The sequence below is a fragment of the Caulobacter sp. ALps2 genome, from assembly GCF_058681635.1.
This window is the reverse complement of sequence record NZ_CM178743.1, coordinates 3,844,857-3,867,882: the sequence shown is the minus strand read 5'-3', so window position 1 is coordinate 3,867,882 and position 23,026 is coordinate 3,844,857. Positions and strand designations below refer to the sequence as shown.

Sequence of the window (23,026 nt, the reverse complement as noted above, 5' to 3'; positions counted from 1 at the left end):
CGCCTCCTATTCCGCCGCTTCAGCGGTTTGGTTTGCGATGGCCGCGCGGTCCGGCGTGGCCTTCCAGAAGTAGCGGACGAAGCCACGCTTCTCGTCGACCTCCTTGATGCGGAACACCATCCGCACTGGCAGGCCGGTCTCGACGTCACCCGGCGCGACATCGGTGATGTCCATCATGATCCGCCCGCCGCCCTCGAAGACGATCATGCCGTAGTGATTGGGCGGGGCCATCGAGAAGGTCAGGTAGTCGGCCGAGTAGCTGAGCACCGAGGCGCGGCGCTCGGCGAAGCGGTACGGCTCCTGGGTGTCGACGGCGGGGTTGTTAGGCGCGACCGAGATGCGGGTGCGCGGGAACTGGACGACTCCAGTCTCGCGACAGCGGCCGCCGACCAGACCCAGGATCATGTCTTCGTTGCGATAGAGCGTGGTCAGGGCCGTCTTGTTGTCCTTCTCGGCCCGCATGCCCTTGTCCCACTCGACCAGTCCGTTGAAGGTCAGGAACTTCAGGTAGTTGGTCTCTTCCTGGCGGTCGGCCAGCGAACCGGTGACGCCGCGCGCCGGGCGCTGCACCTGGCCGGTGGCGCGGAAGACCAGCGCCTCGGCGCCCTGGCCGAACTGGGCGACCAGGATCACCTGGCCAGCCTTGGCCTCCTCCAGCGCGTGCGCCAGCATGATCGGCCCGTGCGCGCAGCCGGCCTCGCCCATCACGGCGGCGAGGTTGTCGCGGACGGCTCCTGGCTTGATCCCGACCGTCTTGGCCACGGTCGCGGCCATTCCAGCGAAGGTCGACGGGAAGCAGAAATGGTCGACGTCATTGGGACTTAGGCCAGCGACTTCCAGCGCCTTACGGATCGCCGGCGGGACGAGCTTGACGATGCCCTCGTCGCGGATCCAGCGCTCTTCCCAGTAATAGTCGAAGCCGCCGTCGTCGCCGCGAAAGTGGTCGACGAAGTCGTCGGTGACGCCGCCACGTCCCAGCAACTCGGCCGCGCCAGGATCGTCGGTGATCACGAAGGCCGCCGCGCCGTCGCCGAAGTCCAGCTCCTGGGCCGAGACCGCGCGCGCCTTGCGGTGCTCGCCTACGGCGACAAGCGCCGTACCGCCCGCAGCCAGCGCCTGGCCCAACGCCGTCAGGCCGCAGCGCTGCGAGCCGGTGACGTCGCTGGCGGTGATGCTCTTTTCGAGCGTCAGGGCCGCCGAGACGATCCCCGCGTTCAGCCGGTCGGCGAACGGCGCGGTGGTCGAGGCGAAATAGAGGGCGTCGATGTGGCTGCGATCATCGTCTGGCCCCAGGGCGTCGCGGGCCGCCTCCACCGCCATGGTCAGGGCGTCCTCGTCCCAGTTGGCCATCGACCGCTCGCCCTTGCCCTTGGCCTTCAGGTTCGGCGCGACCCAGGCATTGGCCTCGGTCACGGCCTTGCGGCTTAAGCGCAGACGCGGCGCGTAGGCGCCCCAGGCGGCGATGCCGGCCATGACAAACTCCCTGATGTCGAGGTTCGCGCCTCGATCTCAGAGGTCAGCCTACGCCGACGACACAGCCTCGCAACCGTGCCCTGACGTCAGCGAAAAGGGTCCTCGGTGTTCAAATAGCCCGCCACGTAGTCGGCCACGCCGTCCTCCAGCGAGGTCATCGGCGCGTTGTAGCCGGCGGCCCGCAGCCGGCTCATATCGGCCTGGGTGTAGTACTGGTACTTGCCGCGCAGCACTTCGGGCATGTCGATATAGGTGATGTCCGGCTCGCGCCCCGCGGCCTCGAAAGTCGCCAAGGCCAAGTCGCTGAACGAGCGCGCATGGCCCGAGCCCAGGTTGAAGACGCCGTTCACGGCCGGGCTCTTGGAGAGCCACGCGATCACGTCGACCACGTCGCGGACATAGACGAAGTCGCGCAGCTGGCCGCCGTCCTCGTAGTCCGGGTTGTGCGATTTGAAGAGCTTGACGCCTTCGCCGGCGGCGATACGCGGCCAGATCTGGGCCACGACCGACTTCATGCCGCCCTTATGGTCCTCGTTCGGGCCGTAGACGTTGAAGAATTTCAGGCCCGCCCACTGCATCGGCGCGCGCCCGCGATGGGCCTCGCGCGCGGCATAGATATCGAACAGGGCCTTGGACCAGCCATAGGCGTTCAGCGGCCGCAGAGCCTGCAGACTCTCTAGGTCGTCCTTGCCCCCGAAGCCGAGGGCCCCGTCACCATAGGTCGCCGCCGAGGAGGCGTAGATCAAGCGCTTGCCGTGCTGGACGCACCAGTCCCAGAGGTCCCGCGACAGCACGAAATTCGACTGCACGATCTTGTCGGCGTCCTGTTCGGTGGTCGAGGACACCGCGCCCATGTGGACGATCAGCTCGACCTCGGATCCACGTTTGGCCAGCCAGTCGTTGAGCTGCTCGGGCGCGACGAAGTCGGCGATCGGATGCTTGGCGATGTTGCGCCACTTGCCGCTGCCCGCTTCGCGCAGGCGGTCGCAGACCACGACATCGAGGGTCGGATCCTCGCATAGCCGAGCCACGACATTGCTGCCGATGAAACCCGCGCCGCCGGTGACGAGAACGATGCGACGGCTCATGCCTTACGCGCCCTTGGTCAGGGCGTCGTACTTCAGCAGGTTGCCGACCAGAGCCTCGAACTGGCTCATCGGCACCATGTTGGGGCCGTCCGACGGGGCGTGGTCCGGATCCGGATGGGTCTCGATGAAGACGCAGGCCACGCCGACGGCCACGGCCGCGCGGGCCAGGACGGGGACGAACTCGCGCTGGCCGCCCGAGGACGTGCCCTGCCCGCCCGGCTGCTGCACACTGTGGGTGGCGTCGAAGACGACCGGGCAGCCGATCTCCTTCATGATCGGCAACGAGCGCATGTCGCTGACCAGGGTGTTGTAGCCGAACGAGGCGCCGCGTTCGCAGGCCATGACGTTGGGATTGCCCGCGCCCGTCACCTTGGCGATGACATTCTTCATGTCCCACGGAGCCAGGAACTGGCCCTTCTTGATGTTGATCGCCCGGCCCGTGTTGGCGGCGGCGACCAGCAGGTCGGTCTGGCGGCACAGGAAGGCCGGAATCTGGATGACGTCGACAGCCTCGGCCACGATCGGGCAGTGGCTGGTCTCGTGCACGTCTGTCAGGGTCGGCAGGCCGGTGACCTCGCGGATCTCCTGAAAGATCGGCAGGCTGTCGTGCAGACCGATGCCGCGCTGGGCCGAGGCCGAGGTGCGGTTGGCCTTGTCGTACGAAGTCTTGTAGATCAGGCCGACGCCGAGGCGCTCGGCCATCTCCTTCAGCGCATGGGCCGTTTCCAGCGCGTGCTGGCGGCTTTCCATCTGGCACGGGCCGGCGATGATCGACAGCTTCTCGCCATTGCCGATGCGGACGGGCGCGCCGGTCGGAGTCTTAATCTCGACGACGGCATTCGGGGCTACGGCTTGCGGCTGACTCACGGCAACTATTCCGGCGGATAGGGATTTGAGGCGCCCAGAGGTGACCCTTCGGGCGAGGCGGTGCAAGTGCGGAAGAACAGTGACGAGAGTGGGGCCGTCGTCGTGTGGTTCCGCAACGACCTGCGCATAGCTGACAATCCGGCCCTGCGCCATGCCGCCGACAGCGGACGACCGGTGATCTGCCTCTATATTCTCGACGAAACCGAGGACGTCCGCCCGATGGGCGCCGCTTCGCTGTGGTGGCTGGACAAGTCGCTAAAGCGCCTCGGCGAGAGTCTTGAAAAGCTTGGCAATAAGCTTGTGCTGCGCAAGGGCGTCGCCGCCGTGGTGCTTGAGGACGTTATTGCCAACACCGGCGCGACCTGGGTCCTGTGGAACCGCCTCTACGACAAGACCAGTATCGATCGCGACACGCGGATCAAGGCGCGCCTGAAGGACGCCGGCGTCGGCTGCCAGAGCTTCAACGCCAGTCTGCTGAACGAGCCCTGGACGGTCCAGAACGGCTCGAAACAGCCCTACAAGGTCTTCACGCCCTATTGGCGCGCCGCCCGCGAACACCTGACCCATGTGGTCGTGGAAGCCGCGCCCAAGACGTTGAAAGCGCCCGAACATTTCCCGCGCAGCGAAAGCCTGGACGGCTGGGGCCTGCACCCGACCAAGCCCGATTGGTCCAAGGGCTTCAACCTCTGGACGCCTGGCGAAGCCGGGGCGCTGGAGAGGCTAGACGACTTCCTGTCCGGTCCGGTCAACGGCTATGGCGAGAAGCGCGACATTCCTGGCGTCGAAGCCACCTCCGGCCTGTCCCCGCACCTGCACTTTGGCGAGATCGGCCCGCGCCAGGTCTGGCTGGCCGCCCGCAACGCCGCCGAGCATGGTGACGCGCCGGCCGGCGAGGTCGAGAAGTTCCTCTCTGAAGTCGGGTGGCGCGAGTTCAATCACTCGATCCTGTTCCACTGGCCCGACCTGTTGACCAAGAGCTTCCGGCCGGAGTTCGACGCCTTCCCGTGGAAGAGCGATCACGAGGCCTTCGAGGCCTGGACCAGGGGCGAGACGGGCTATCCCATCGTCGACGCCGGCATGCGCGAGCTGTGGGCCACCGGCTTCATGCACAACCGCGTGCGCATGATTGTCGCCTCCTTCCTGATCAAGCATCTGCTGGTCGACTGGCGCGAGGGCGAGGCCTGGTTCTGGGACACGCTGGTCGACGCGGACCTGCCCAACAATGTTGGCAACTGGCAGTGGGTGGCCGGCAGCGGCGCCGACGCCTCGCCCTACTTCCGCATCTTCAACCCCATCGCCCAGGGCGAGAAATTTGATCCGCGCGGGGCCTATGTTCGACGGTGGGTGCCTGAATTGGCCAACGTTCCCGACGATGTTATCCACAAGCCATGGGAGCGGGCCTTGCATCTGCCAGCGGAAGCCAAACGTCTCTATGGCCGACCGATCGTGGACCACGGCAAGGCGCGGGAACGCGCCATGGAGGCCTACCGTAGCCTCTAGCGGAGCCAGGCCTTTACGCATCGGTCGTTAACAGCGTTAATAAACGCGTCACCGGATGCGAGGCCCGCCTTGGATACGCGCTGGAACGATCCCGACCTGAAGGCCGCGCCGACCGCCTTTCGCGCCGCCCTTCGCGTGGTGGCGACCAACTGGGACGCCGGCTCCATCACCTGGATCTTGCCCACTGGCAAGGCGCTGAGGTTTCAGGGCGACAAGCCCGGCCCCGACGCGACGGTCCGGATCAACGACTACAACTTCATCCGCCGCGCGTTCTCGTCGGGCGCGATCGGCTTCGCCGAAGGTTTCGTGGCCGGCGAATGGGAGACACCCGACCTGTCGGCCGTACTCGAGGCCTTCTCGCTGAACTTCGACAGGCTGTCGGGCCTGCTGTCCGGCAATCCGATCATGCGGGCGGCCAATGGCCTCTACCACCTGCTTCATCGCAACAGCCGCGAAGGCTCGAAGAAGAACATCCACGCCCACTACGACCTGGGCAACGCCTTCTACTCGCGGTGGCTGGACCCGACAATGACCTACTCGTCGGCCCTCTACGAGCGGCCCAACCAGCCCTTGCCCGAGGCCCAGCGCGCCAAGTATGCGGCGCTGGCCCGGACCATCGACCTCTCGCCCGGTAAGCACGTGCTGGAGATCGGCTGCGGCTGGGGCGGTTTCGCCGAATTCGCGGCCAAGGAGGTCGGGGCCCGGGTCACCGGCATCACCATCTCGCAGGCCCAGTACGACTTCGCCAGAAAACGCTTGTTCGACCAGGGCTTGGCCGAGAAAGCCGACATCCAGCTGATCGACTATCGCGATGTCCAGGGCCGCTACGACGCGGTGGCCTCGATCGAGATGTTCGAGGCGGTCGGCGAAGCTTACTGGCCAGCCTATTTCGGCAAGATCCGCGAGGTGCTGAACCCCGGCGGCCGCGCGGGACTGCAGATCATCACCATCCGCGACGAGCTATTCTCGACCTATCGTGGCCACACCGACTTCATCCAGCGCTACATCTTCCCGGGCGGCATGCTGCCCAGCGAGGCGCGGCTCAAAGAGGAAACCGAGCGCGCGGGCCTGGAGTGGAGCGATCTCAAGCGCTTCGGCCAAAATTATGCGGATACACTGGCCGAATGGGGCCACCGTTTCGAGGCCGCCTGGAGCGACATCCGCAAGGACGGTTTCGACGAGCGCTTCCGCCGTCTGTGGCGGTTCTATCTGAGCTATTGCGAGGCGGGCTTCCGGACCGAGCGGACCAATGTGATCCAGTTGGGCCTCAGCCGCGGGTAACACCAAGCCCTTCAGCTCAGTATCGTCGCATGGGTTTGTGGATAATCGACCAAGCCCATGGCTAAGCTCGACCTTTATCGAGACGCCTCATCCGCCTTCAGGAAAATTGGGGTTGCGCCGGCGGGCCGCCGCACGATCTACCAGCGATCCAGACGCCCCTACGAAGGCCTATCATGACCGCCCTGCCCAGTGTTCTCGACGCCATTGGAAACACGCCGCTGATCCGCCTCAATCGCGCCAGCGAGGCTACCGGCTGCGAGATCCTGGGCAAGGCCGAGTTCATGAACCCCGGCCAATCGGTCAAGGACCGCGCGGCGCTGAGCATCATCCGTGACGCCGAAGCACGAGGCATGCTGAAGCCCGGCGGCCGCATCGTCGAGGGTACGGCCGGCAATACCGGCATCGGCCTGGCGATGGTCGCCGCGGCCCTGGGCTACAAGACGACGATCGTCATCCCGCGCACCCAGAGCCAGGAGAAGAAGGACGCCATCCGCCTGCTGGGCGCCGAGCTGGTCGAGGTGGACGCCGTCCCCTACTCCAACCCCGACAATTATGTTCGTTATTCCGGACGCTTGGCTGAAGAACTTGCCAAGACCGAAGCGAACGGAGTCGTGTGGGCCAACCAGTTCGACAATGTCGCTAACCGCGAGGCCCACTACCAGGGCACCGGCCCGGAGATCTTCGAGCAGACCGGCGGCAAGGTCGACGGCTTCATCTGCGCGGTCGGCTCGGGCGGCACCTTGGCCGGCGTCGCCCAGGCCCTGCGCGAGCGCAAGCCTGGCGTGAAGATCGGCTTGGCCGACCCCTACGGCGCGTCGCTCTACAGCTGGTACAAGGATGGCGAACTCAAGTCCGAGGGTACCTCGATCAGCGAAGGCATCGGCCAGGGCCGCGTCACCGCCAACCTTGAGGACCTGGCCATCGACTTCCCGTTCCGCGTCACCGACGAGGAGATGCTGGAGGTGATCTTCGACCTCGTGCGGCACGAGGGCCTGTGCATGGGAGGCTCCACGGGGATCAACGTCGCCGGCGCCATCAAGCTGGCGAAGGCGTTGGGGCCTGGCCACACCGTCGTGACCATCCTATGCGACCACGGCTCGCGCTATCAGTCCAAGCTGTTCAACTCGCAATTCCTGGCGGAAAAGGGCCTGCCGACGCCGCCTTGGATGTAAAGTCCGGGCCGAGTCAGATTCCGAAAGGCCTCGCCATGAGCATCCCGTCTGATCCGCTGGTCTCCACCGCCTGGCTGGCCAAGCATCTCGACGCTCCAGATGTGCGCGTGGTCGACGCCTCGTGGCACATGCCGGCCGCCCAGCGCGATCCCGGCAAGGAGTTCCTGACCGTCCACATCCCGGGCGCGGTGTTCTTCGACATCGACGACATCTCCGACGAGACCTCCGATCTGCCGCACATGATCCCGACCCCGGTGAAGTTCGCTTCGCGGGTCAAGAAGCTGGGCCTGGGCGACGGCTCGCGGATTGTCGTCTACGATAGCATCGGCATTCTGCCGGCCGCCCGCGCCTGGTGGCACTTCCGCGCCATGGGCCACGAGGACGTCGTGGTGTTGGACGGCGGCCTGCCCAAGTGGATCGCCGAGGGCCGTCCAGTCGAGGACGGCCCGGCCTCGCCGCAGGAACGGCACTTCACGCCGCGCTATCAGGCCGACATCTACCGCTCCGTCGAGCAGATGCGCGGCATCGTCGAGACGGGCCGCGAGCAGATCATCGACGCCCGCGCCGCCGGCCGCTTCGAGGGCAAGGATCCCGAGCCCCGCGCCGGCCTGCGCGGCGGCCACATGCCCGGCGCTCGCAACATTCCACTGTCGGCCCTGCTGGCGCCCGACGCCACCATGCTGCCGGGCGAGCAGCTAGAGGCCGTATTCGAGAAAGCCGGCGTCGACATCGACAAGCCGATCGTCTCGACCTGCGGATCGGGAATCACCGCCTCGGTCGTGGCCCTGGCCCTGGCGCGCCTCGGCAAACCGCGCTCGGCGGTCTATGACGGCTCATGGACGGAATGGGGCGGCCTGGCGGATACGCCCGTGGTGACGGGTCCCGCCGCCTAACGCATCGGCGGGGCGTAAAGCAGGCCCGGCTTGGGTGCGTTCCACAGAGCGTTCAGCCCCCGGTCCAACTTCAATGCCGAGCCTTGGCCGATATCGCGGTCGAAGATCTCGCCGTAGTTTCCGCCGGCCATGATGGCGCGCGCGGCCCAGGCGGCGTCCAAACCCAGCTTGGCGCCGTAGTCGCCCTCGCCCAGCAGCCGCCGCGCCTCGGGATCGGCGCCGGTCCGCATCTGCTTCATGTTCGCCTTGGTCACCCCGCGCTCCTCGGCCAGGATCAGGGCGTAGAGCGTCCAGCGGACGATATCGGTCCAGGCCGCATCGTCCTGGCGCACCAGCGGCCCCAACGGCTCCTTGGAGATGGCGTCGGACAGGATAACGTGGGCGCCGGGGTCGTCCATCAAAGTCCGCGCCGCCGCCAGCGCCGAGATATCGGCCGTGAAGGCGTCGCACGTCTCGGCCTGGTAGGCCGCGCGCGTCTGCTCCTCGCTGTCGAACACCATGGCCGTATAGGCGATGCCGCGCGAGCGGAAGAAATCCTCCAGATTCTGAGACGAGGTCGCCGCGCCCTGGACGCAAATCTTGGCTGTGTTCAGCTCGACGGCGCTGGTCAGGTTCAAGCTGCGCCGCACGAGGAAACCCTGGCCGTCGAAATACGAGATCGCCGCCATGTCCAGTTGGTCGCCAGCGTCGCGCGAGAAGGTCCACGAGGTGTTGCGCCACAGGACGTCGACCCTGCCCGAACGTAGGGCCGCGATCCGCTCCTCGTTGCCCAGCGGTACGAAGGTCACCTTGTCGGGCTTGCCCAGCACCGCGGCGGCCAAGGCGCGGCAGAAGTCGACATTGAAGCCGCGCCAGCGCCCGCCATTGTCCTGGAAGGCGAAGCCCGGGAGGGCCGGGTTCACGCCACAGCGCAGTTCACCGCGCGCTTTGATGGCTTTCAGCGTCGGACTGGGCGCGGCGCCCTTGATCGGCAGCGACGCTTCTACCGGCTTAGGGTCTGATTTTTTTGACGCAGGGCGCTCACAGCCTAGTAGAGCCAGCACCGCCAAAATCGCCAAGCCGAAACGCACCGACACCGATCGCTCCTTGAACCGCGCGCGGGTGGCCTTAAACCACAGGCTAAGCCGCGTCGCCGAAGAGTGCCCCCAATGGATGAAGAAACCCGCCTGATCCGCAAGGGCTCCGAACCGGCGAACCTGGCGCGGACAGTCAATCCGCCGATCCAGCGCGGTTCCACGGTGCTGCTGCCCAATGCCGCGTCGCTCTATGACGACGACCAGGTCACCTACGGCATCACCGGCCTCTCGTCGCCCGCCGCTCTGCAGCGCGCCCTGGCCGAACTGGAAGGCTCGCCGGATGTCACCCTCTATCCGTCGGGCCTGGCGGCGATCACCGGCGCCATGCTGGCGGTGCTGAAGGCCGGCGACGAGATCCTGGTGGTCGACAGCGCCTACAAGCCCACTCGCCGGTTCTGCGACCGCGTCCTGACCCGGTTCGGCGTCGCGACCACGTACTACGACCCGGCCCTGGCGCCCGACGCCCTGATGGCCCTGGCGACTCCGAGGACGCGGCTGATCCTGCTGGAGGCTCCAGGCTCGCTGACCTTCGAGATGCAGGACATCCCGGCCATCGCCAAGGCGGCCGACGACCGGGGAATCATCACCCTGATCGACAACACCTGGGCGGCCGGCTTCTTTTTCAAGCCGCTGGCGCACGGAGTGACGATCAGCGTCCAGGCCTTGACCAAATATGTCGGCGGCCACTCCGACTGCTTCATGGGCTCGGCCACGACCATGGACATCGATATCGGCAACGAACTTGGCGACGCCATGTGGGACATCGGCTGGTCGGTCTCGCCCGACGACGCCTACACCATGCTGCGGGGCCTCAGGACCCTGGCGACCCGCCTGCCGCGCCACCAGGAGAGCGGCTTGGCCATCGCCCGCTGGCTGCGGGACCGGCCCGAGGTGGCGCGCGTGCTGCACCCCGCCCTGCCCGGCGATCCAGGCCACGCGATCTGGAAGCGTGACTTCACCGGCGCCTGCGGCCTGTTCGGCGTGGTGCTGAAGCCGTGCAGCCAACGCGCTGTCCACGCCTTCCTCGACGCCTTGCAGCTGTTCGGCCTGGGCTTCTCGTGGGGCGGCTATGAGAGCCTGGCCATCCACTGCGATCCGCAGCTGAAGAACCGCGCCGTGCCGGTCAATCTGGAAGGCCCGCTGCTGCGCTTCCACATCGGCCTGGAGCACGTCGACGACTTGAAGGCCGATCTGGACCAGGCGTTCGAGAAGCTGGTCTAGACGACCGCGCCGTCCCTCCAGTCGCGAGCCATGAACCGGCCCGGCGCGCCGCCCAGCACCGCCAGGGCGTTCTCGATGTTGCGTGTCCTGCTAGCGTCGGACTTCACGCTGTCGAAGCGGCGCATGATCTCCTTCCGCAGACTAGGCGTCAGGCCGTCCCAGGCCCGGGCGGCGGCCTCGTCGCGCTCCAGGCCCTGGGTGAAGGTGTCGGGCATCGGATGGATCGGACCGCCGCGATAGTCCTCGTCGAAGGCCACCGACACCTCGACCTCGTCGCCCACGCCAACCCCGGCCGCCGCCTCGCGTACGATGCCGTGCAGATATAGGAAGAAGCCGCCGTCGCCGCGCGGCATCATGTTGATCCGCCAGGGCTGCGCGGGCGCTCCGTTGATCTGGACGAGCACCGGCATCGGCTTGCGCCACCCTTCGCGCAGGGCCGCGGCCTGCCCGGCGTCGACCGGCACGAACGGATTGATGCCGTTGATGTCGATACGGGCGCGGTAGCGAAGGCTGGTCATGATGGGCCTAGAGGTAGCGCATTTCGGCCGCGCTGGGCTGCTCCCACCACAGATTGTCTCGACCATTGCCGTAGCTTATGGGCGCGGCGGCCAGTTCCTCGGGCTCGGCGTCCAGCGTGGCCACCTGGACCGAGACGACCTCGCCGCCCAACTGCTCGACATTGGCCTCGCCGTACACCCGCACGCCGCAGGTCATGCAGAAGCGGTGGTCGCCGCTCATCGTGCCGAACTGATAGGCGCCGAGACGGTCCTGGCCGGCCAGCAGGCGAAAGGCGTCCGGCTTCATCAACACGCCCCACGAGCGGGTCTTGGCGCAGATCGAGCAGTTGCAGCGGCCCGTGCCGGCCGCCAGGTCGATCTCTGCCTCGTAACGAACCGCGCCGCAGTGGCAGCCGCCGGTGTAGGTCTTCAGCATGGGTCGTCCCTCTCGCTTGGCGTCGTTTGTTGAACGCCGTTCTAGCGGAGGGCTGCTGCCACCCTACTGTCAGTATCAGGCCGTGAGGCGCGATTGCTCGACGATCTCGGACACCGCGTGAGCCTGGGCGGCGACCTCGCCGACCACGATCAGCAGCGGGCCATCACCAGCCTCGGCCACCCGTTCAGCTAGGGTGGCCAGCGTCGCCGGATAGAGCCGCGCATCGGCGCCGCCCGCCTTCTCGACGGCCAAGGCTGGAGTGTCTGCTGGACGGCCGGCTTCGATCATCCGCTGGGCCAGTTCGCCGGCCACCTCGCCGCCCATGTAGACCGCCAGGGTCGCCTCGGGATCGGCCGCGGCGCTCCAGTCGCCGGACAGCTTGCCCGCCTCCAGCCGCGCGGTGGTGAAGACCACCCGGCGGGCCTCTCCGCGATGGGTGAGCGGGAAGCCGAACTGAGCGGCGGCGGCGCAAGCGGCGGTGACGCCGGGCACGACCTCGGTCTGGACGCCGAAACCGTTCAGGAAGGCGGCCTCTTCACCGACACGGCCGAAAATCGAGGGATCTCCGCCCTTTAGCCGAACAACTTTCAAGCCCTTGCGCGCCAGGCGCAGCATCAGACGATTGATCTCGTCCTGCTTCATGCTGGGTTTGCCGGCCCGCTTGCCGGTCTGGATGCGCACGCAGCCGGCCGGCGCCAGGGCGATGGCCTCTTCAGAGCAGAGGGCGTCATAGAGCAGCGCCTGGGCGCTCTCGACGGCGCGGAAGGCGCGGACGGTCATCAGGTCGACGGGGCCGGGACCGGCGCCAACCAGCAGGACCTTGCCGAGCGTGTTCTCAACCGACATGGGCGGGCTCCTTAAGATTGGCGACCTGGGCCTTGATCATTCGCGCGACTTCCGGACGGCAAGACCCGCAGTTGGTCCCCGCGCCCGTGGCGGCGCCGACGGCGTCCGGGGTGAGTGCTCCGCGGGCGATAGCGGCGTTGACTGCCTTCGCCCCGACCTTCAGGCAGGCGCAGACCATCGGGCCTCTATCGACAGGCGCCCCAGGCGGACGGCCAAACAGCAGGGCCGATCGGGCTTCGGCGGTCAGCGGTCCGGCGAACAGTTCCGCCAGCCAGTCTCGCGGCGGCAAACGGCCGATAGTGGTCATGTAGAGGACGGCGACCAGTCGGCCCTCCTCGACCCAGGCTTGGCGACGGGCGCCGCTCGCTGGATCCTCGTAGGTGACGAGTTCGCCGACCAGGCCCTTGGTCAGGGCCTTGCGGAGGGCGTCACGCTCGACAGCGTCGCCCCGGCCGGCGAACTCGTGCTGCTGGCAGGCGTCGTGGGGGATACGCCGCCAGACAAGGTCCGTCCCCGCCGGGGAAGCCAGGGCGGACCGATGGAGGAAGAAGCCCTTCCAGGTCTCGCGATAGGCGCGGACGCGGGCGGGCGTGTGCTTGAATTCCGGCTGACCGGAGATCGGATCGGTGTGCGGCGCAACCAGCGTGTTGGCGCGGCCCGACGGCGCGAAGGCGTCGGTCCAGTGCATCGGCATGAACAGCGAGCCGCGCCGCTGGCGGTCGCTGACCTTGGCCACGGCGACAGCCTCGGCGCGCGCGGTCGTCACCCGCGCCAGGTCGCCGTCCTTGAGGCCCAGCGCCTCGGCGTCGTCGGGATGGATCTCGACATAGGGTTCGGGCGCGTGGCGGCACAGGTCGGGAGCCAGGCCCGTGCGGGTCATGGTGTGCCACTGGTCGCGGATGCGGCCGGTGTTCAGCGCCATCGGGAAGGCGTCGCCGATGGCCTCGGCCGGGCCCCGCGGCTTGACCGGGACCATGCGGGCGCGACCGTCGGGCGTCTGGAAGCGGCCATCGACAAAGAGGCGCGGCGTGCCTTTGCCGTCGGCCCCGACCGGCCACTGGATCGGCGGGAGATCGCCGTAAGCCTCTGGTGTCAAAGCCGAAAGACCAGACAGATTCAGCAAGCGACTTTCATTCTCATAGGCCGTCAGGCGCGCCCATTCGCGGAAGACGCCGGCGTTGCTGGCCCAGCTAAAACCGTCAAAGCCCATGGCCGTGGCGACGTCGGCCATGATCTTCCAGTCGGCGCGGGCATTGCCCGGCGCCGGGAACAGCGCTCGCTGGCGCGAGATACGGCGCTCGGAGTTGGTGACCGTGCCGTCCTTCTCACCCCAGCCCAGGGCCGGCAGCTTGACGTCGGCGAAGGCGGTGGTGTCGGTCTCGACGCAGTCGGAGACCACCACGAACGGGCACTTGGCCAGCGCCTCGCGCACCGCGCCGCTGTCGGGCAGGCTGACGGCGGGGTTGGTGGCCATGATCCAGATCGCCTTGATCCGCCCTTCGCGGACGGCCTCGAACATCTCGATGGCCTTCAGGCCCGGTGCGCGAGCGGTGTCGGGCGCGCCCCAGAAGCGGGCGACACGGTCGCGATCCTCCGGCGCGAAGTCCATGTGGCCGGCCAGGGTGTTGGCCATGCCGCCGGTCTCGCGTCCGCCCATGGCGTTGGGCTGGCCGGTGATCGAGAATGGGCACGCACCCGGCTTGCCGATCCGGCCGGTGGCCAGGTGGGCGTTGATGATCGACAAGCCCTTAGCCACGCCCTGGGCCGACTGGTTGGCGCCCATCGAGAACAGGCTGACCGTCCGCGCATGGGCCGCGAACAGGTCGTAGAAGGCCTGAAGATCCTCGATCGCCAGGCCGCAGTCGGCGGCGACAGCGCTGAGAGACTGGTCGTTTTCCGCAAGTACGGCGAGCACTTGGTCGAAATTATTCACGTTGCCAGCGATGTAGGCGCGATCGATCGCGCCACGCCGGACCAGGTCCGCCAGCAGGCCATTCCACAGACGCACGTCGCTCTGGGGCGCGATGGCCAGATGCAGGTCGGCGCCCTCGGCGGTGTCGGTGCGGCGTGGGTCGATGACCACGTGCTTCTGGCCCCGCGCCTTGGCCGCCTCCATGCGGCGGAACAGCACCGGATGGGTCCAGGCGGCGTTGTGGCCGCTGAACACCACGAGGTCAGCCAGGTCGAGGTCCTCGTAGCAGCCTGGCACCAGATCGGCGCCGAAGGCCTGCTTGTGAGCGGCGACGGCCGAGGCCATGCAGAGGCGGCTGTTGGTGTCGATATTGCCCGAGCCGATGAAGCCCTTCATCAGCTTGTTGGCGACGTAGTAGTCCTCGGTCAGCAACTGACCCGAGACGTAGAAGGCGACACTGTCGCGCCCGTGGCGCGCGATCGTGTCCTTGAAGCGCTTGGCTACCAGGGCCGTGGCCTCACTCCAGCTCGCGACCTTGCCGTTGATCGTCGGCTCCAGCAGCCGCCCCTCCAGCCCGACCGTCGCGCCGAGCGCCGAGCCCTTGGAGCACAGCCGGCCGAAGTTGGCTGGGTGGACGGCGTCGCCGGCGACGGACACCGATCGTCCCTCGCCCACCACGCCCTCTACGCCGCAACCGACGCCGCAATAGGCACAGGTGGTCTTGATCGTCTGGAGCGAGATGGAGCCGTCAGCCATCAGTCCGCCATCACCGGTTGGGCCAGATACACCCGGCCGTCTTTGACCATGACGGGCGCCACGGGCGTGCAGCCCTTGCCGGCGTCGGCGCCCGTGGGTTGGCCGGTGGCCAGGTCGATGACCCAGCTGTGCAGTGGGCAGGTCACGCCATGGCCGTGGACGATGCCCTGACTCAGTGGGCCATGCTTGTGCGGGCAGCGGTCGACCAGGGCGAAGACCTGGCCATCGCCGGTGCGGAACACGGCGATGTCGCCCTGGGCCGTGGCTACGCGTCGCGCGCCGCGCTCGGGGATGTCGGTCACGGCGCCGACGTCACGCCAATCAGGATCGATATGGGCTTGAACGGTCATTCGGCCGCCATCTCCAAAGGAAGGATCGCCATGGGCTTGAACTCGTCGGCCGCCACGCGACCGGAGGCGCGCTCGGCCCACGGGTCGATCTGGGCGGTTTCCTGCGAGACCACGAAGCGCGCGAAGAGCGCCGCGCGGTTGTCGAGGTCGTCCACGGTGGCCGCGCGGATCGTCTCAAGGCCGATGCGGGCCATCCACTTGTAGACCCGCTCCAGGTACCAGCCGCCTTCGCGGTACATCTGCATGACCGCGGCGATCAGCTGGATCGCATCCTCCTCGGTGGCGACCTTGGTCAGCAGTTGCGTGCCCTGGACGTGCAGGCCGGCGGCGCCGCCGACATGGATCTCGTAGCCGCTGTCGACGCAGATCACGCCGATATCCTTGCAGGTCGATTCCGCGCAGTTGCGGGGGCAGCCCGACACAGCCAGCTTGACCTTGGCCGGCGCCCACGAGCCCCACATGAACTTCTCGAGCTTGACGCCGAGACCCGTGGAGTCCTGGGTGCCGAACCGGCACCAGTCGCTGCCGACGCAGGTCTTCACCGTGCGCAGGCCCTTGGCGTAGGCGTGGCCGCTGACCATGCCCGCCGCGTTGAGGTCGGCCCACACCGCCGGCAGGTCGTCCTTCTTGACGCCCAGGAGGTCGATGCGCTGGCCGCCCGTCACCTTGACCGACGGGATGTCGTATTTGTCGGCGACGTCGGCGATGGCGCGCAGTTCATCGGGCGTCGTCATGCCTCCCCACATGCGCGGCACGACCGAATAGGTCCCGTCCTTCTGGATGTTGGCGTGGACCCGCTCGTTGATGAAGCGTGATTGGCTGTCGTCCGCGTACTCGCCCGGCCAGGCGCACAGCAGGTAATAGTTCAGGGCTGGACGGCATGAGGCGCAGCCGTCGGGCGTGTCCCACTCCATGGCCTGCATGACGGCGGGCATGGACTTCAGCTCGAAATCGACGATCGCCTTGCGCACGTCGCCGTGCGGATGGTGCGTGCACTTGCACATCGGCTTGGGCCCCGTCTGAGCCTTGAAGCCGTCGCCCAGGGTCAGGCGGATGACCTGCTCCACCAGCGGCGTGCACGAGCCGCACGAGGCCGAGGCCTTGGTCACCGCGCGGACATCGTCCAGCGTGGTCAGGCCGTTGGCCGTGATGGCCCCGGTGATCGCACCCTTGCAGACGCCGTTGCAGCCGCAGATTTCCTGCGTGTCGGGCATGGCCGCAACGGCCGCGCTAGGGTCCAGGCCCGAGAGGCCCTCCGTGATCGCTTGCCCGAAGATCAGGGTCTCGCGGATTTCCGCGACATCGGTCCCCGCCCGCATCAAGTCGAAGTACCAACCGCCGTCGGCCGCGTCGCCAAACAGCACCGCGCCGGCGACCTTGCCGTCCTCGATGACCACGCGCTTGTAGACGCCGCGCGCGGCGTCGCGGAACACGATGTCCTCGCAGCCGTCGCCGCCGGCGAACTTGCCGGCCGAGAACACATCTACACCCGAGACCTTCAGGCGGGTCGACAGGACCGAGCCCTGGTAGCCGCCCTCGCCATCCGTCAGTTCTTCGGCCAGGGCCCGGCACATGTCCCAGATGGGCGCGACCAGGCCGTAGCAGGCGCCGCGGTGCTCGACGCACTCGCCGACCGAGAACACGGCCGGGTCCGAGGTGCGCATGACGTCGTCGACGACGACGCCGCGATTGACCTGCAGGCCCGAGGCCTTGGCCAGCGTCGAATTCGGACGGATGCCGACGGCCATCACCAGCAGGTCGCATGGCAGGACGCGGCCATCCTTCAGCTTCAGGCCGGCGACCTTGCCGTCCTCGCCGACAATCTCCTCGGAGTGCGCGCCCAGCACCGTCTCGACGCCGCGTTCGGCCAGGGCCTCGCGCAGCAGATAGCCGGCGCTTTCGTCCAACTGGCGCTCCATCAGGACGTCCATCAGATGGACGACCGTGGCCGCCATGCCCCGCCGGGCCAGGCCGTAGGCGGCTTCCAGTCCCAGCAGCCCCCCGCCGATCACCACGGCGCGGGCGCCCGGCTTGCCGGAGGCCTCGACCATGGCCTCGACATCGTCCAGGTCGCGGAAGGTCACCACGCCCGTCAGGTCCGATCCCGGCAGCGGCAGGCGGAACGGGTCCGAGCCGGTGGCCAGGATCAGCTTGTCGTAGGCGACTTCCAGACCGCCCTCGGCGACCACCTTGCGGCCTTCCAGGTCGACCGCCGTCACGGCGCGACCGGCGTGCAGGGTGATGGCGTTGTCGCGGTACCAGGCCTCGTCGTTGATGACGATGTCGGCGAAGGTCTTCTCGCCCGCCAGCACGGGCGACAGCATGATGCGGTTGTAGTTCACCCGCGGCTCGGCGCCGAAGATGGTGACGTCGTAGCGGTTCGAGTCGCGCTTGAGCACTTCCTCGACCGCCCGGCAGCCGGCCATGCCGTTGCCGATGACGACCAGACGTTCTCTAGTCATGGCTATCTCGTTTGTCGGAGGAAGGGGGTCAGACGCGGATGCTGGCGGCGTCGCCTTGCAGGGTCGGCCAGATGGCGCGCCAGCGGGCCTTGAGGCTGAACAGGGCCACGAAGGCGAACAGCGCCAGCAGGGCGAAGCCGAGGAAGCCGGACTGGTAGGAGCCGGTCATCTTCTTGGCCATGCCCAGGGTCGAGGCCAGGTAGAAGCCGCCGATGCCGCCGGTCATGCCGATCAGGCCGGTCATCACGCCGATCTCCTTGCGGAACCGCTGCGGCGCCAGCTGGAACACCGCGCCATTGCCCGCGCCCAGGGCCAGCATCGAGAACATCAGCGCGGCCAGGGCGAACCAGGCGGTGGGCAGCTGGAAGCTGGCCGTGGCCAGGCCCAGAGCGGCCAGGACGTAGACGAAGCTCAGGGTGCGCACGCCGCCGAACTTGTCGGCTAGGGCCCCGCCCACCGGACGGATGAACGAGCCGGCGAAAACGCAGGCGGCGGTGAAGAAGCCAGCGATCACCGGGTCCAGGCCGTATTCCGAGTTGAAGTACATCGTCAGCGACGAGGCCAGGCCGACGAAGCCGCCAAAGGTCACGCCGTACAGCAGCATCAGCCACCAGGCGTCCGGAACCTTCAGGACGTCGAGATATTCGGTCATCTTCTTGGGAGCCGGCTGTTCCGGCGCGTCCTTGGCCAACAGCATGTAGACCACGAAGGCCACCGCCAGCGGGATGGCGGCCAGGCCGATCACGTTCTGCCAGCCGAACATCTTGGCCAGGGCCGGCGCGAACAATGCCGCCAGGGCCGTGCCGGAATTGCCGGCGCCGGCGATGCCCAGGGCCAGCCCCTGATACTCTTGCGGATACCAGCGCGAGGCCAGCGGCAGGGCGACCGCGAAGGAGGCGCCGGCCACGCCCAGGATGACGCCAAGGGCCAGGACCTGGTGGTAGTTGTGGATGCCGACCGCCCAGGCCAGGACCAAACCCGTGAGCACGATCATCTGGCCCACCATGCCAGTCTTCTTCGGCCCGATCCGGTCGACCAGCACGCCATTGACCAGGCGCAGCACCGCGCCGGCAAGGACAGGAATAGCGACCATCAGGCCCTTCTGGGCCGGATCCAGGTGGAAGTCCTTGGCGATGGCCACGCCCAGCGGGCCCAGGATCACCCAGACCATGAAGCTGAGATCGAAATACAGGAACGCTGCGAACAGGGTCGGCGCATGGCCGGCCTTCAGGAAGTCGCGGGAGATCATGACGGCCTCGGATGTTTGCGTGTCTGCGAGAGCGGGACGTCATCGCCCCGGACGGTTGACCGCATCCGAGCGGTCCTCTGGCAGCCGCGAACGCCGTTGTTCGGAGGCCTTGAACCTATGTGAGACCCGCGCCGGGCTTCATGTCACGGCCAATGCCGCGCCGCGGCGTCAGGAAGTGTGCGGCGCACGCTTGCTCAGCAAACGGGCGCCGGCGACGCCCTGGAAATGTGCAGATCAGGCCGGAACAGGGCTGGCGGGGTCGGCGAAGGCCAGCGCTTCCAGCAAGCCGAGCGACAACGCGGCCTCGCGATAGAGGTCGGGCCGGTAGACCCGGTCGACCAAGCCTTGCGGATCGGCGGCCGCGTCGAGCTGCCCCCAACGCTCCATCTGCGACAGGAACCACAGGCCGTGCTCGCGACGCGGCAGGCCGGCGGCGTCACGGTGGAAGACGATCTCGGACTCCAGCGCCCGCGCGATGGCGGCTGGCGCGGCGTCGATCCGATCCGGTCGCGCCAGCAACTCGATCAGCGCCATGCGGTTGTCGGGATCATCCGCCCAGGCCGCGCCACGGATCACGGCCCGCAGGCAGGCGCGCAGGTCGTCGGGCCGCTGGGCTTCCAAGTCGGCCGTGACGCCCAGCACCTTATCCGGCCCGCCCGGCCAGAACTGCGAGGCGGTGATCAGCATGCGCCCGACACCTTCGGCCTCGGCGACGGCGTTCCAGGGCGCGCCGACACAGAAGCCGTCGACCTCGCCGGCCCGCATCCGCTCGACCATGCGCGGCGGCGGGATGACCACGATACGGACGTCTTGATCGGGATCGACGCCGCCTCGCGCCAGCCAATCGCGCAGGAAGAAGTTGTGCATCGAGTGCGGGAAGACCATGGCGAAGGTCAGCAGCCCCTCCCCGCTCGCCTTTCGCGCCGCGATGACCGTCGCCAAATCCGCCGCACCGCCGACCGCCATGGCTTCGGCCAGAGCCGTCGAGACCGTGATCGCGCTGCCGTTTCGGTTCAGGGCCAGCGGCGCCAGGATCGCGCCCTGGGCCGCCAGCGCCATCGGCGCCAGCATGTGGGCGCCGTCCAGGGCGCCGACCGCGACCTTGTCGCGGATCGTGGCCCAGGAGCCTTCGCGGACCAGTTCGACCGCCAGCCCCTCTTCCTCGAAGAAGCCGAGCGCCTGGGCCACCGCCAGCGGCGCGCAGTCGGTCAGCGGGATGAAGCCCAGCTTCACGTCGGAAAGCCCGCTCACGACGCATCCCCCTTCAGCACGCCGGCGAAGGCCAGCAGGTCGGCGGCGATCGCGCCGATCGGCTTGCCCCGGTCCATGGCCAGCTTGCGCAACAGCCGATACGCGCCGTCCTCGTCCAGGCCACGCTCCTTCATCAGCAGGCCCTTGGCGCGCTCGACGGTCTTGCGGGATTCGAGATCGGCCTTCGCCTTGGCCAAGTCGCCCCGCAGCTGCTGGGTCAAGGCGAAGCGGCTCATGGCCACGTCGAGGATCGAGCGCACACGATTGGGCGCCAGTCCGTCGACGACATAGGCCGCCACGCCGGCGCGCACCGCCTGTTCGGCCAGGCCCGGCTCGGAGCGGTCGACGAACATCACCACCGGTCGCCCATGGCCATAGTCCTTGAGGCTGTCGAGGGTGTCGCGGTCGGGGCTCTCGGCGGCGATCACCACCACGTCCGGCGCGAAGGCCAGGACCTCGACCTCGTCATAGACCGCCGAGCGACGCACCTCGAGCGGCTGCACGCCCTCCAGCCCCTCGGCCACGAGGGCGGCGCGCGCGGTATCTGGATCAATGACGAGCACCCGCATCGCCCTTGTCCTAAGCGGCGCCGGCCGGCACGGGGGAACTTTCCCCTTCCAAGGGCGCCGGCGCTGGGGTTCGCCCAAAAAGCGGGCGTCGGCGATTATTCCTTGGGCGCCTCCCCAATGCGATGAGAACGTGCAAGACCGTCGATCGACCTTGCGTTGCCCTGCGTGAACGCGCCAGATCGGCGCGAAGACCAAGCGGAGCCATTCATGACCCTCTATCTGCTCGCCTTGCTGATCGGCGTGATCGCCGGCCTGCGCGCCATGACGGCTCCGGCCGCTGTCGCCTGGGCCGCCCGACTGGGCTGGCTGCCGCTGGCGGGCTTTCCGCTGGCTTGGCTGAGCGGCTGGATCGCGGTCGGCGTCCTGACCGTGTTGGCCGTTCTGGAATTGGTCGGCGACCAGCTTCCCAAGACGCCCAGCCGCAAGGCGCCCGTCCAGTTCGGCACGCGCGTGCTGACCGGCGCCTTCAGCGGCGCGGCCCTGATGATGCCCAGCGGCCACTGGCTGCGCGGCGCCATCATCGGCGCGGTCGGCGCGGTGCTCGGCACGCTGGGCGGCGCCGAACTGCGAGGCCGCCTGGCCGCGAAGTTCGGCAAGGACGCCCCGGCGGCCTTCATCGAGGACGCCATCGCCGTCGGCGGCGCCCTGCTGATCGTAGCCCTGGCCCGATGACCGCTCCGCGCGCGTTCGACGCCATCATCATCGGCGCGGGCCAGGCCGGCCCGTCGCTGGCCGGCCGCCTGACCACCGCCGGCCAGACGGTGGCGCTGATCGAACGCAAGGATTTCGGCGGGACCTGCGTCAACACCGGCTGCATGCCGACCAAGACCCTGGTCGCCAGCGCCTATGCCGCCCATCTGGCCCGCCGCGCCGCCGACTACGGTGTCGAGATCCCAGGTCCGGTCGGCGTCGACATGAAGCGGGTCAAGGAACGCCAGCAGACGGTCGTCCGCAACGCGCGCGGCAATGTCGAGACGTGGCTGCGCGGCATGCCCGGCATGACGGTGATCCAGGGCCACGCTCGCTTCGAGAGCGCTGACACCGTCCGCGTCGGCGACGATCTGCTGACCGCGCCGAAGATCTTTCTGAACGTCGGCGGTCGCGCCAACGTGCCGGACATGCCGGGCGTCGGCGACATCCAGTACCTAACCAATGTCGGCATGATGCAGCTCGATACCCTGCCCGAGCACCTAGTCATCGTCGGCGGCAGCTATATCGGGCTGGAGTTCGCCCAGATGTTCCGCCGCTTCGGCAGCCAGGTCACGGTGGTCGAGATGGGGCCGCGCCTGATCGGTCGCGAGGATCCGGAGGTGTCGGACACGATCCGCGAGATACTGGAGGCCGAGGGCATCGCCGTCCGCCTCAACTCCGAGTGCATCAGCTTCGCGCCGCACGAGGGCGGCGTCCGCGTCCACGTCACCTGCGAGGACGGCGCGCCGCAGGTGACCGGCTCGCACGTGCTGCTGGCCGTGGGTCGCAAGCCCAACACAGACGACCTGAACCTGGCCGCCGCCGGGATCGAGACCGACAAGCGTGGCTACGTCGTCGTCGACGACCAGCTGCGCACCAATGTCCCGGGTGTCTGGGCGATGGGAGACTGCAACGGCAAAGGCGCATTCACCCACACGGCCTACAACGACTTCGAGATCATCGCCGCGAACCTGCTCGACGATGATCCTCGCAAGGTCAGCGACCGCATCTCTTGCTACGGTCTATTCGTCGATCCGCCCCTGGGCCGGGTCGGCATGACCGAGGCCGAGGCCAAGGCGACCGGCCGTCCGCTGCTGGTCGGCAAACGCCCGATGACCCGCGTCGGCCGCGCCGTCGAAAAGGGCGAGACGCAAGGCTTCATGAAGGTGGTGGTGGACGCCGAGACCAAGCAGATCCTCGGCGCGGCGATCCTGGGTCTGAACGGCGACGAAGCCGTCCACGGCATGATTGACCTGATGTACGCCAAGGCGCCTTACACGGTGATCTCGCGGGCGGTGCATATCCACCCGACGGTGTCCGAGCTGATCCCAACGATGCTGCAGGACCTTAAGCCGGCTTAGACCTCAGATTTTGGCCGGGCCGCTATCAGACGAAATAGATCCTGTTGCGGTTGCGATAAGCGGCGCCATCCCCAGA

General features: G+C 67.8%; 20 protein-coding genes. 7 read left to right on the top strand and 13 right to left on the bottom strand.

The genetic code is table 11. The annotated features are described in order from the left end of the window. Positions 1-6: 6 nt before the first annotated feature. The 3 genes from ACW173_RS18335 to kdsA form a co-directional block, all read right to left on the bottom strand. Entirely contained in the window at positions 7-1,473 is a 1,467-nt protein-coding gene (locus ACW173_RS18335; RefSeq protein ID WP_492081524.1) for an OB-fold domain-containing protein, read from the bottom strand. An 86-nt stretch (positions 1,474-1,559) separates the two neighbouring features. Then, entirely contained in the window at positions 1,560-2,561 is a 1,002-nt protein-coding gene (gene rfaD / locus ACW173_RS18330) for an ADP-glyceromanno-heptose 6-epimerase (protein WP_492081523.1), read from the bottom strand. Between the two features lie 3 nt (positions 2,562-2,564). Next, positions 2,565-3,428, bottom strand: coding sequence for a 3-deoxy-8-phosphooctulonate synthase (gene kdsA / locus ACW173_RS18325; protein ID WP_492081522.1), 864 nt, complete (start codon positions 3,426-3,428; stop codon positions 2,565-2,567). A gap of 60 nt (positions 3,429-3,488) precedes the next feature. Between kdsA and ACW173_RS18320 the strand changes: the two genes are divergently transcribed. From ACW173_RS18320 to sseA, 4 genes are all read left to right on the top strand, one after another. Further along, entirely contained in the window at positions 3,489-4,928 is a 1,440-nt protein-coding gene (locus ACW173_RS18320; protein WP_492081521.1) for a cryptochrome/photolyase family protein, read from the top strand. Positions 4,929-4,967: 39 nt separating this feature from the next. After that, positions 4,968-6,209 carry a class I SAM-dependent methyltransferase gene (locus tag ACW173_RS18315; protein WP_492086010.1) on the top strand — a complete coding sequence of 414 codons (1,242 nt, stop codon included), beginning with the start codon at positions 4,968-4,970 and terminating at the stop codon, positions 6,207-6,209. A gap of 173 nt (positions 6,210-6,382) precedes the next feature. Beyond that, positions 6,383-7,381: a cysteine synthase A gene (locus tag ACW173_RS18310; RefSeq protein WP_492081520.1), complete on the top strand. Its 999-nt coding sequence runs from the start codon at positions 6,383-6,385 to the stop codon at positions 7,379-7,381. 35 nt (positions 7,382-7,416) lie between these two features. Then, a complete protein-coding gene (gene sseA / locus ACW173_RS18305; protein WP_492081519.1) occupies positions 7,417-8,274 on the top strand; it encodes a 3-mercaptopyruvate sulfurtransferase in 858 nt (285 codons plus the stop codon). Here the strand turns inward: sseA and ACW173_RS18300 are convergent. Then, positions 8,271-9,176: an amino acid ABC transporter substrate-binding protein gene (locus tag ACW173_RS18300; RefSeq protein ID WP_492081518.1), complete on the bottom strand. Its 906-nt coding sequence runs from the start codon at positions 9,174-9,176 to the stop codon at positions 8,271-8,273. The two genes, sseA and ACW173_RS18300, sit on opposite strands and share 4 nt — an antisense overlap. Positions 9,177-9,422: 246 nt before the next feature. Between ACW173_RS18300 and metC the strand changes: the two genes are divergently transcribed. Beyond that, a complete protein-coding gene (gene metC, locus ACW173_RS18295; protein ID WP_492081517.1) occupies positions 9,423-10,571 on the top strand; it encodes a cystathionine beta-lyase in 1,149 nt (382 codons plus the stop codon). Here metC and ACW173_RS18290 read toward each other — a convergent pair. From ACW173_RS18290 to ACW173_RS18250, 9 genes are all read right to left on the bottom strand, one after another. Continuing rightward, entirely contained in the window at positions 10,568-11,089 is a 522-nt protein-coding gene (locus tag ACW173_RS18290) for a YdeI/OmpD-associated family protein (protein WP_492081516.1), read from the bottom strand. The two genes, metC and ACW173_RS18290, sit on opposite strands and share 4 nt — an antisense overlap. 7 nt (positions 11,090-11,096) lie before the next feature. Next, positions 11,097-11,504, bottom strand: coding sequence for a GFA family protein (locus tag ACW173_RS18285; RefSeq protein WP_492081515.1), 408 nt, complete (start codon positions 11,502-11,504; stop codon positions 11,097-11,099). A gap of 75 nt (positions 11,505-11,579) precedes the next feature. Further along, the gene (gene cobA / locus ACW173_RS18280) at positions 11,580-12,350 is read right to left on the bottom strand and encodes a uroporphyrinogen-III C-methyltransferase (protein WP_492081514.1); all 771 of its coding nucleotides are present in this window, start codon (positions 12,348-12,350) and stop codon (positions 11,580-11,582) included. Continuing rightward, positions 12,340-15,018, bottom strand: a complete 2,679-nt coding sequence (locus ACW173_RS18275) for a nitrate reductase (RefSeq protein ID WP_492081513.1) — start codon at positions 15,016-15,018, stop codon at positions 12,340-12,342. The genes cobA and ACW173_RS18275 overlap by 11 nt, the downstream gene beginning before the upstream one ends. After that, a complete protein-coding gene (gene nirD / locus ACW173_RS18270) occupies positions 15,018-15,368 on the bottom strand; it encodes a nitrite reductase small subunit NirD (RefSeq protein WP_492081512.1) in 351 nt (116 codons plus the stop codon). Before nirD ends, ACW173_RS18275 begins: the two co-directional genes overlap by 1 nt. Further along, entirely contained in the window at positions 15,365-17,830 is a 2,466-nt protein-coding gene (nirB, locus tag ACW173_RS18265) for a nitrite reductase large subunit NirB (protein ID WP_492081511.1), read from the bottom strand. Before nirB ends, nirD begins: the two co-directional genes overlap by 4 nt. Before the next feature lie 28 nt (positions 17,831-17,858). Beyond that, entirely contained in the window at positions 17,859-19,079 is a 1,221-nt protein-coding gene (locus ACW173_RS18260; RefSeq protein ID WP_492081510.1) for a nitrate/nitrite transporter, read from the bottom strand. A 234-nt stretch (positions 19,080-19,313) separates the two neighbouring features. Then, positions 19,314-20,330: a CmpA/NrtA family ABC transporter substrate-binding protein gene (locus ACW173_RS18255; RefSeq protein WP_492081509.1), complete on the bottom strand. Its 1,017-nt coding sequence runs from the start codon at positions 20,328-20,330 to the stop codon at positions 19,314-19,316. Continuing rightward, positions 20,327-20,899 carry an ANTAR domain-containing response regulator gene (locus ACW173_RS18250; protein ID WP_492081508.1) on the bottom strand — a complete coding sequence of 191 codons (573 nt, stop codon included), beginning with the start codon at positions 20,897-20,899 and terminating at the stop codon, positions 20,327-20,329. Before ACW173_RS18250 ends, ACW173_RS18255 begins: the two co-directional genes overlap by 4 nt. A gap of 207 nt (positions 20,900-21,106) precedes the next feature. On the opposite strand from ACW173_RS18250, the gene ACW173_RS18245 reads away from it, so the two are divergent. Both ACW173_RS18245 and ACW173_RS18240 read left to right on the top strand, forming a co-directional pair. After that, positions 21,107-21,571, top strand: a complete 465-nt coding sequence (locus ACW173_RS18245) for a DUF4126 family protein (protein WP_492081507.1) — start codon at positions 21,107-21,109, stop codon at positions 21,569-21,571. Further along, entirely contained in the window at positions 21,568-22,950 is a 1,383-nt protein-coding gene (locus tag ACW173_RS18240) for an FAD-containing oxidoreductase (RefSeq protein ID WP_492081506.1), read from the top strand. The genes ACW173_RS18245 and ACW173_RS18240 overlap by 4 nt, the downstream gene beginning before the upstream one ends. Positions 22,951-23,026 lie beyond the last annotated feature (76 nt).

What these genes read in the sequence shown, in the direction of transcription:
- nirD (WP_492081512.1), bottom strand. Translation starts at nt 15,368, where the DNA reads ATGACCGTTCAAGCCCATATCGATCCTGATTGGCGTGACGTCGGCGCC.
- ACW173_RS18260 (WP_492081510.1), bottom strand. Translation starts at nt 19,079, where the DNA reads ATGATCTCCCGCGACTTCCTGAAGGCCGGCCATGCGCCGACCCTGTTC.
- ACW173_RS18250 (WP_492081508.1), bottom strand. Translation starts at nt 20,899, where the DNA reads ATGCGGGTGCTCGTCATTGATCCAGATACCGCGCGCGCCGCCCTCGTG.
- ACW173_RS18285 (WP_492081515.1), bottom strand. Translation starts at nt 11,504, where the DNA reads ATGCTGAAGACCTACACCGGCGGCTGCCACTGCGGCGCGGTTCGTTAC.
- rfaD (WP_492081523.1), bottom strand. Translation starts at nt 2,561, where the DNA reads ATGAGCCGTCGCATCGTTCTCGTCACCGGCGGCGCGGGTTTCATCGGC.
- nirB (WP_492081511.1), bottom strand. Translation starts at nt 17,830, where the DNA reads ATGACTAGAGAACGTCTGGTCGTCATCGGCAACGGCATGGCCGGCTGC.
- ACW173_RS18290 (WP_492081516.1), bottom strand. Translation starts at nt 11,089, where the DNA reads ATGACCAGCCTTCGCTACCGCGCCCGTATCGACATCAACGGCATCAAT.
- ACW173_RS18310 (WP_492081520.1), top strand. Translation starts at nt 6,383, where the DNA reads ATGACCGCCCTGCCCAGTGTTCTCGACGCCATTGGAAACACGCCGCTG.
- sseA (WP_492081519.1), top strand. Translation starts at nt 7,417, where the DNA reads ATGAGCATCCCGTCTGATCCGCTGGTCTCCACCGCCTGGCTGGCCAAG.
- ACW173_RS18240 (WP_492081506.1), top strand. Translation starts at nt 21,568, where the DNA reads ATGACCGCTCCGCGCGCGTTCGACGCCATCATCATCGGCGCGGGCCAG.
- ACW173_RS18245 (WP_492081507.1), top strand. Translation starts at nt 21,107, where the DNA reads ATGACCCTCTATCTGCTCGCCTTGCTGATCGGCGTGATCGCCGGCCTG.
- ACW173_RS18335 (WP_492081524.1), bottom strand. Translation starts at nt 1,473, where the DNA reads ATGGCCGGCATCGCCGCCTGGGGCGCCTACGCGCCGCGTCTGCGCTTA.
- metC (WP_492081517.1), top strand. Translation starts at nt 9,423, where the DNA reads ATGGATGAAGAAACCCGCCTGATCCGCAAGGGCTCCGAACCGGCGAAC.
- ACW173_RS18275 (WP_492081513.1), bottom strand. Translation starts at nt 15,018, where the DNA reads ATGGCTGACGGCTCCATCTCGCTCCAGACGATCAAGACCACCTGTGCC.
- cobA (WP_492081514.1), bottom strand. Translation starts at nt 12,350, where the DNA reads ATGTCGGTTGAGAACACGCTCGGCAAGGTCCTGCTGGTTGGCGCCGGT.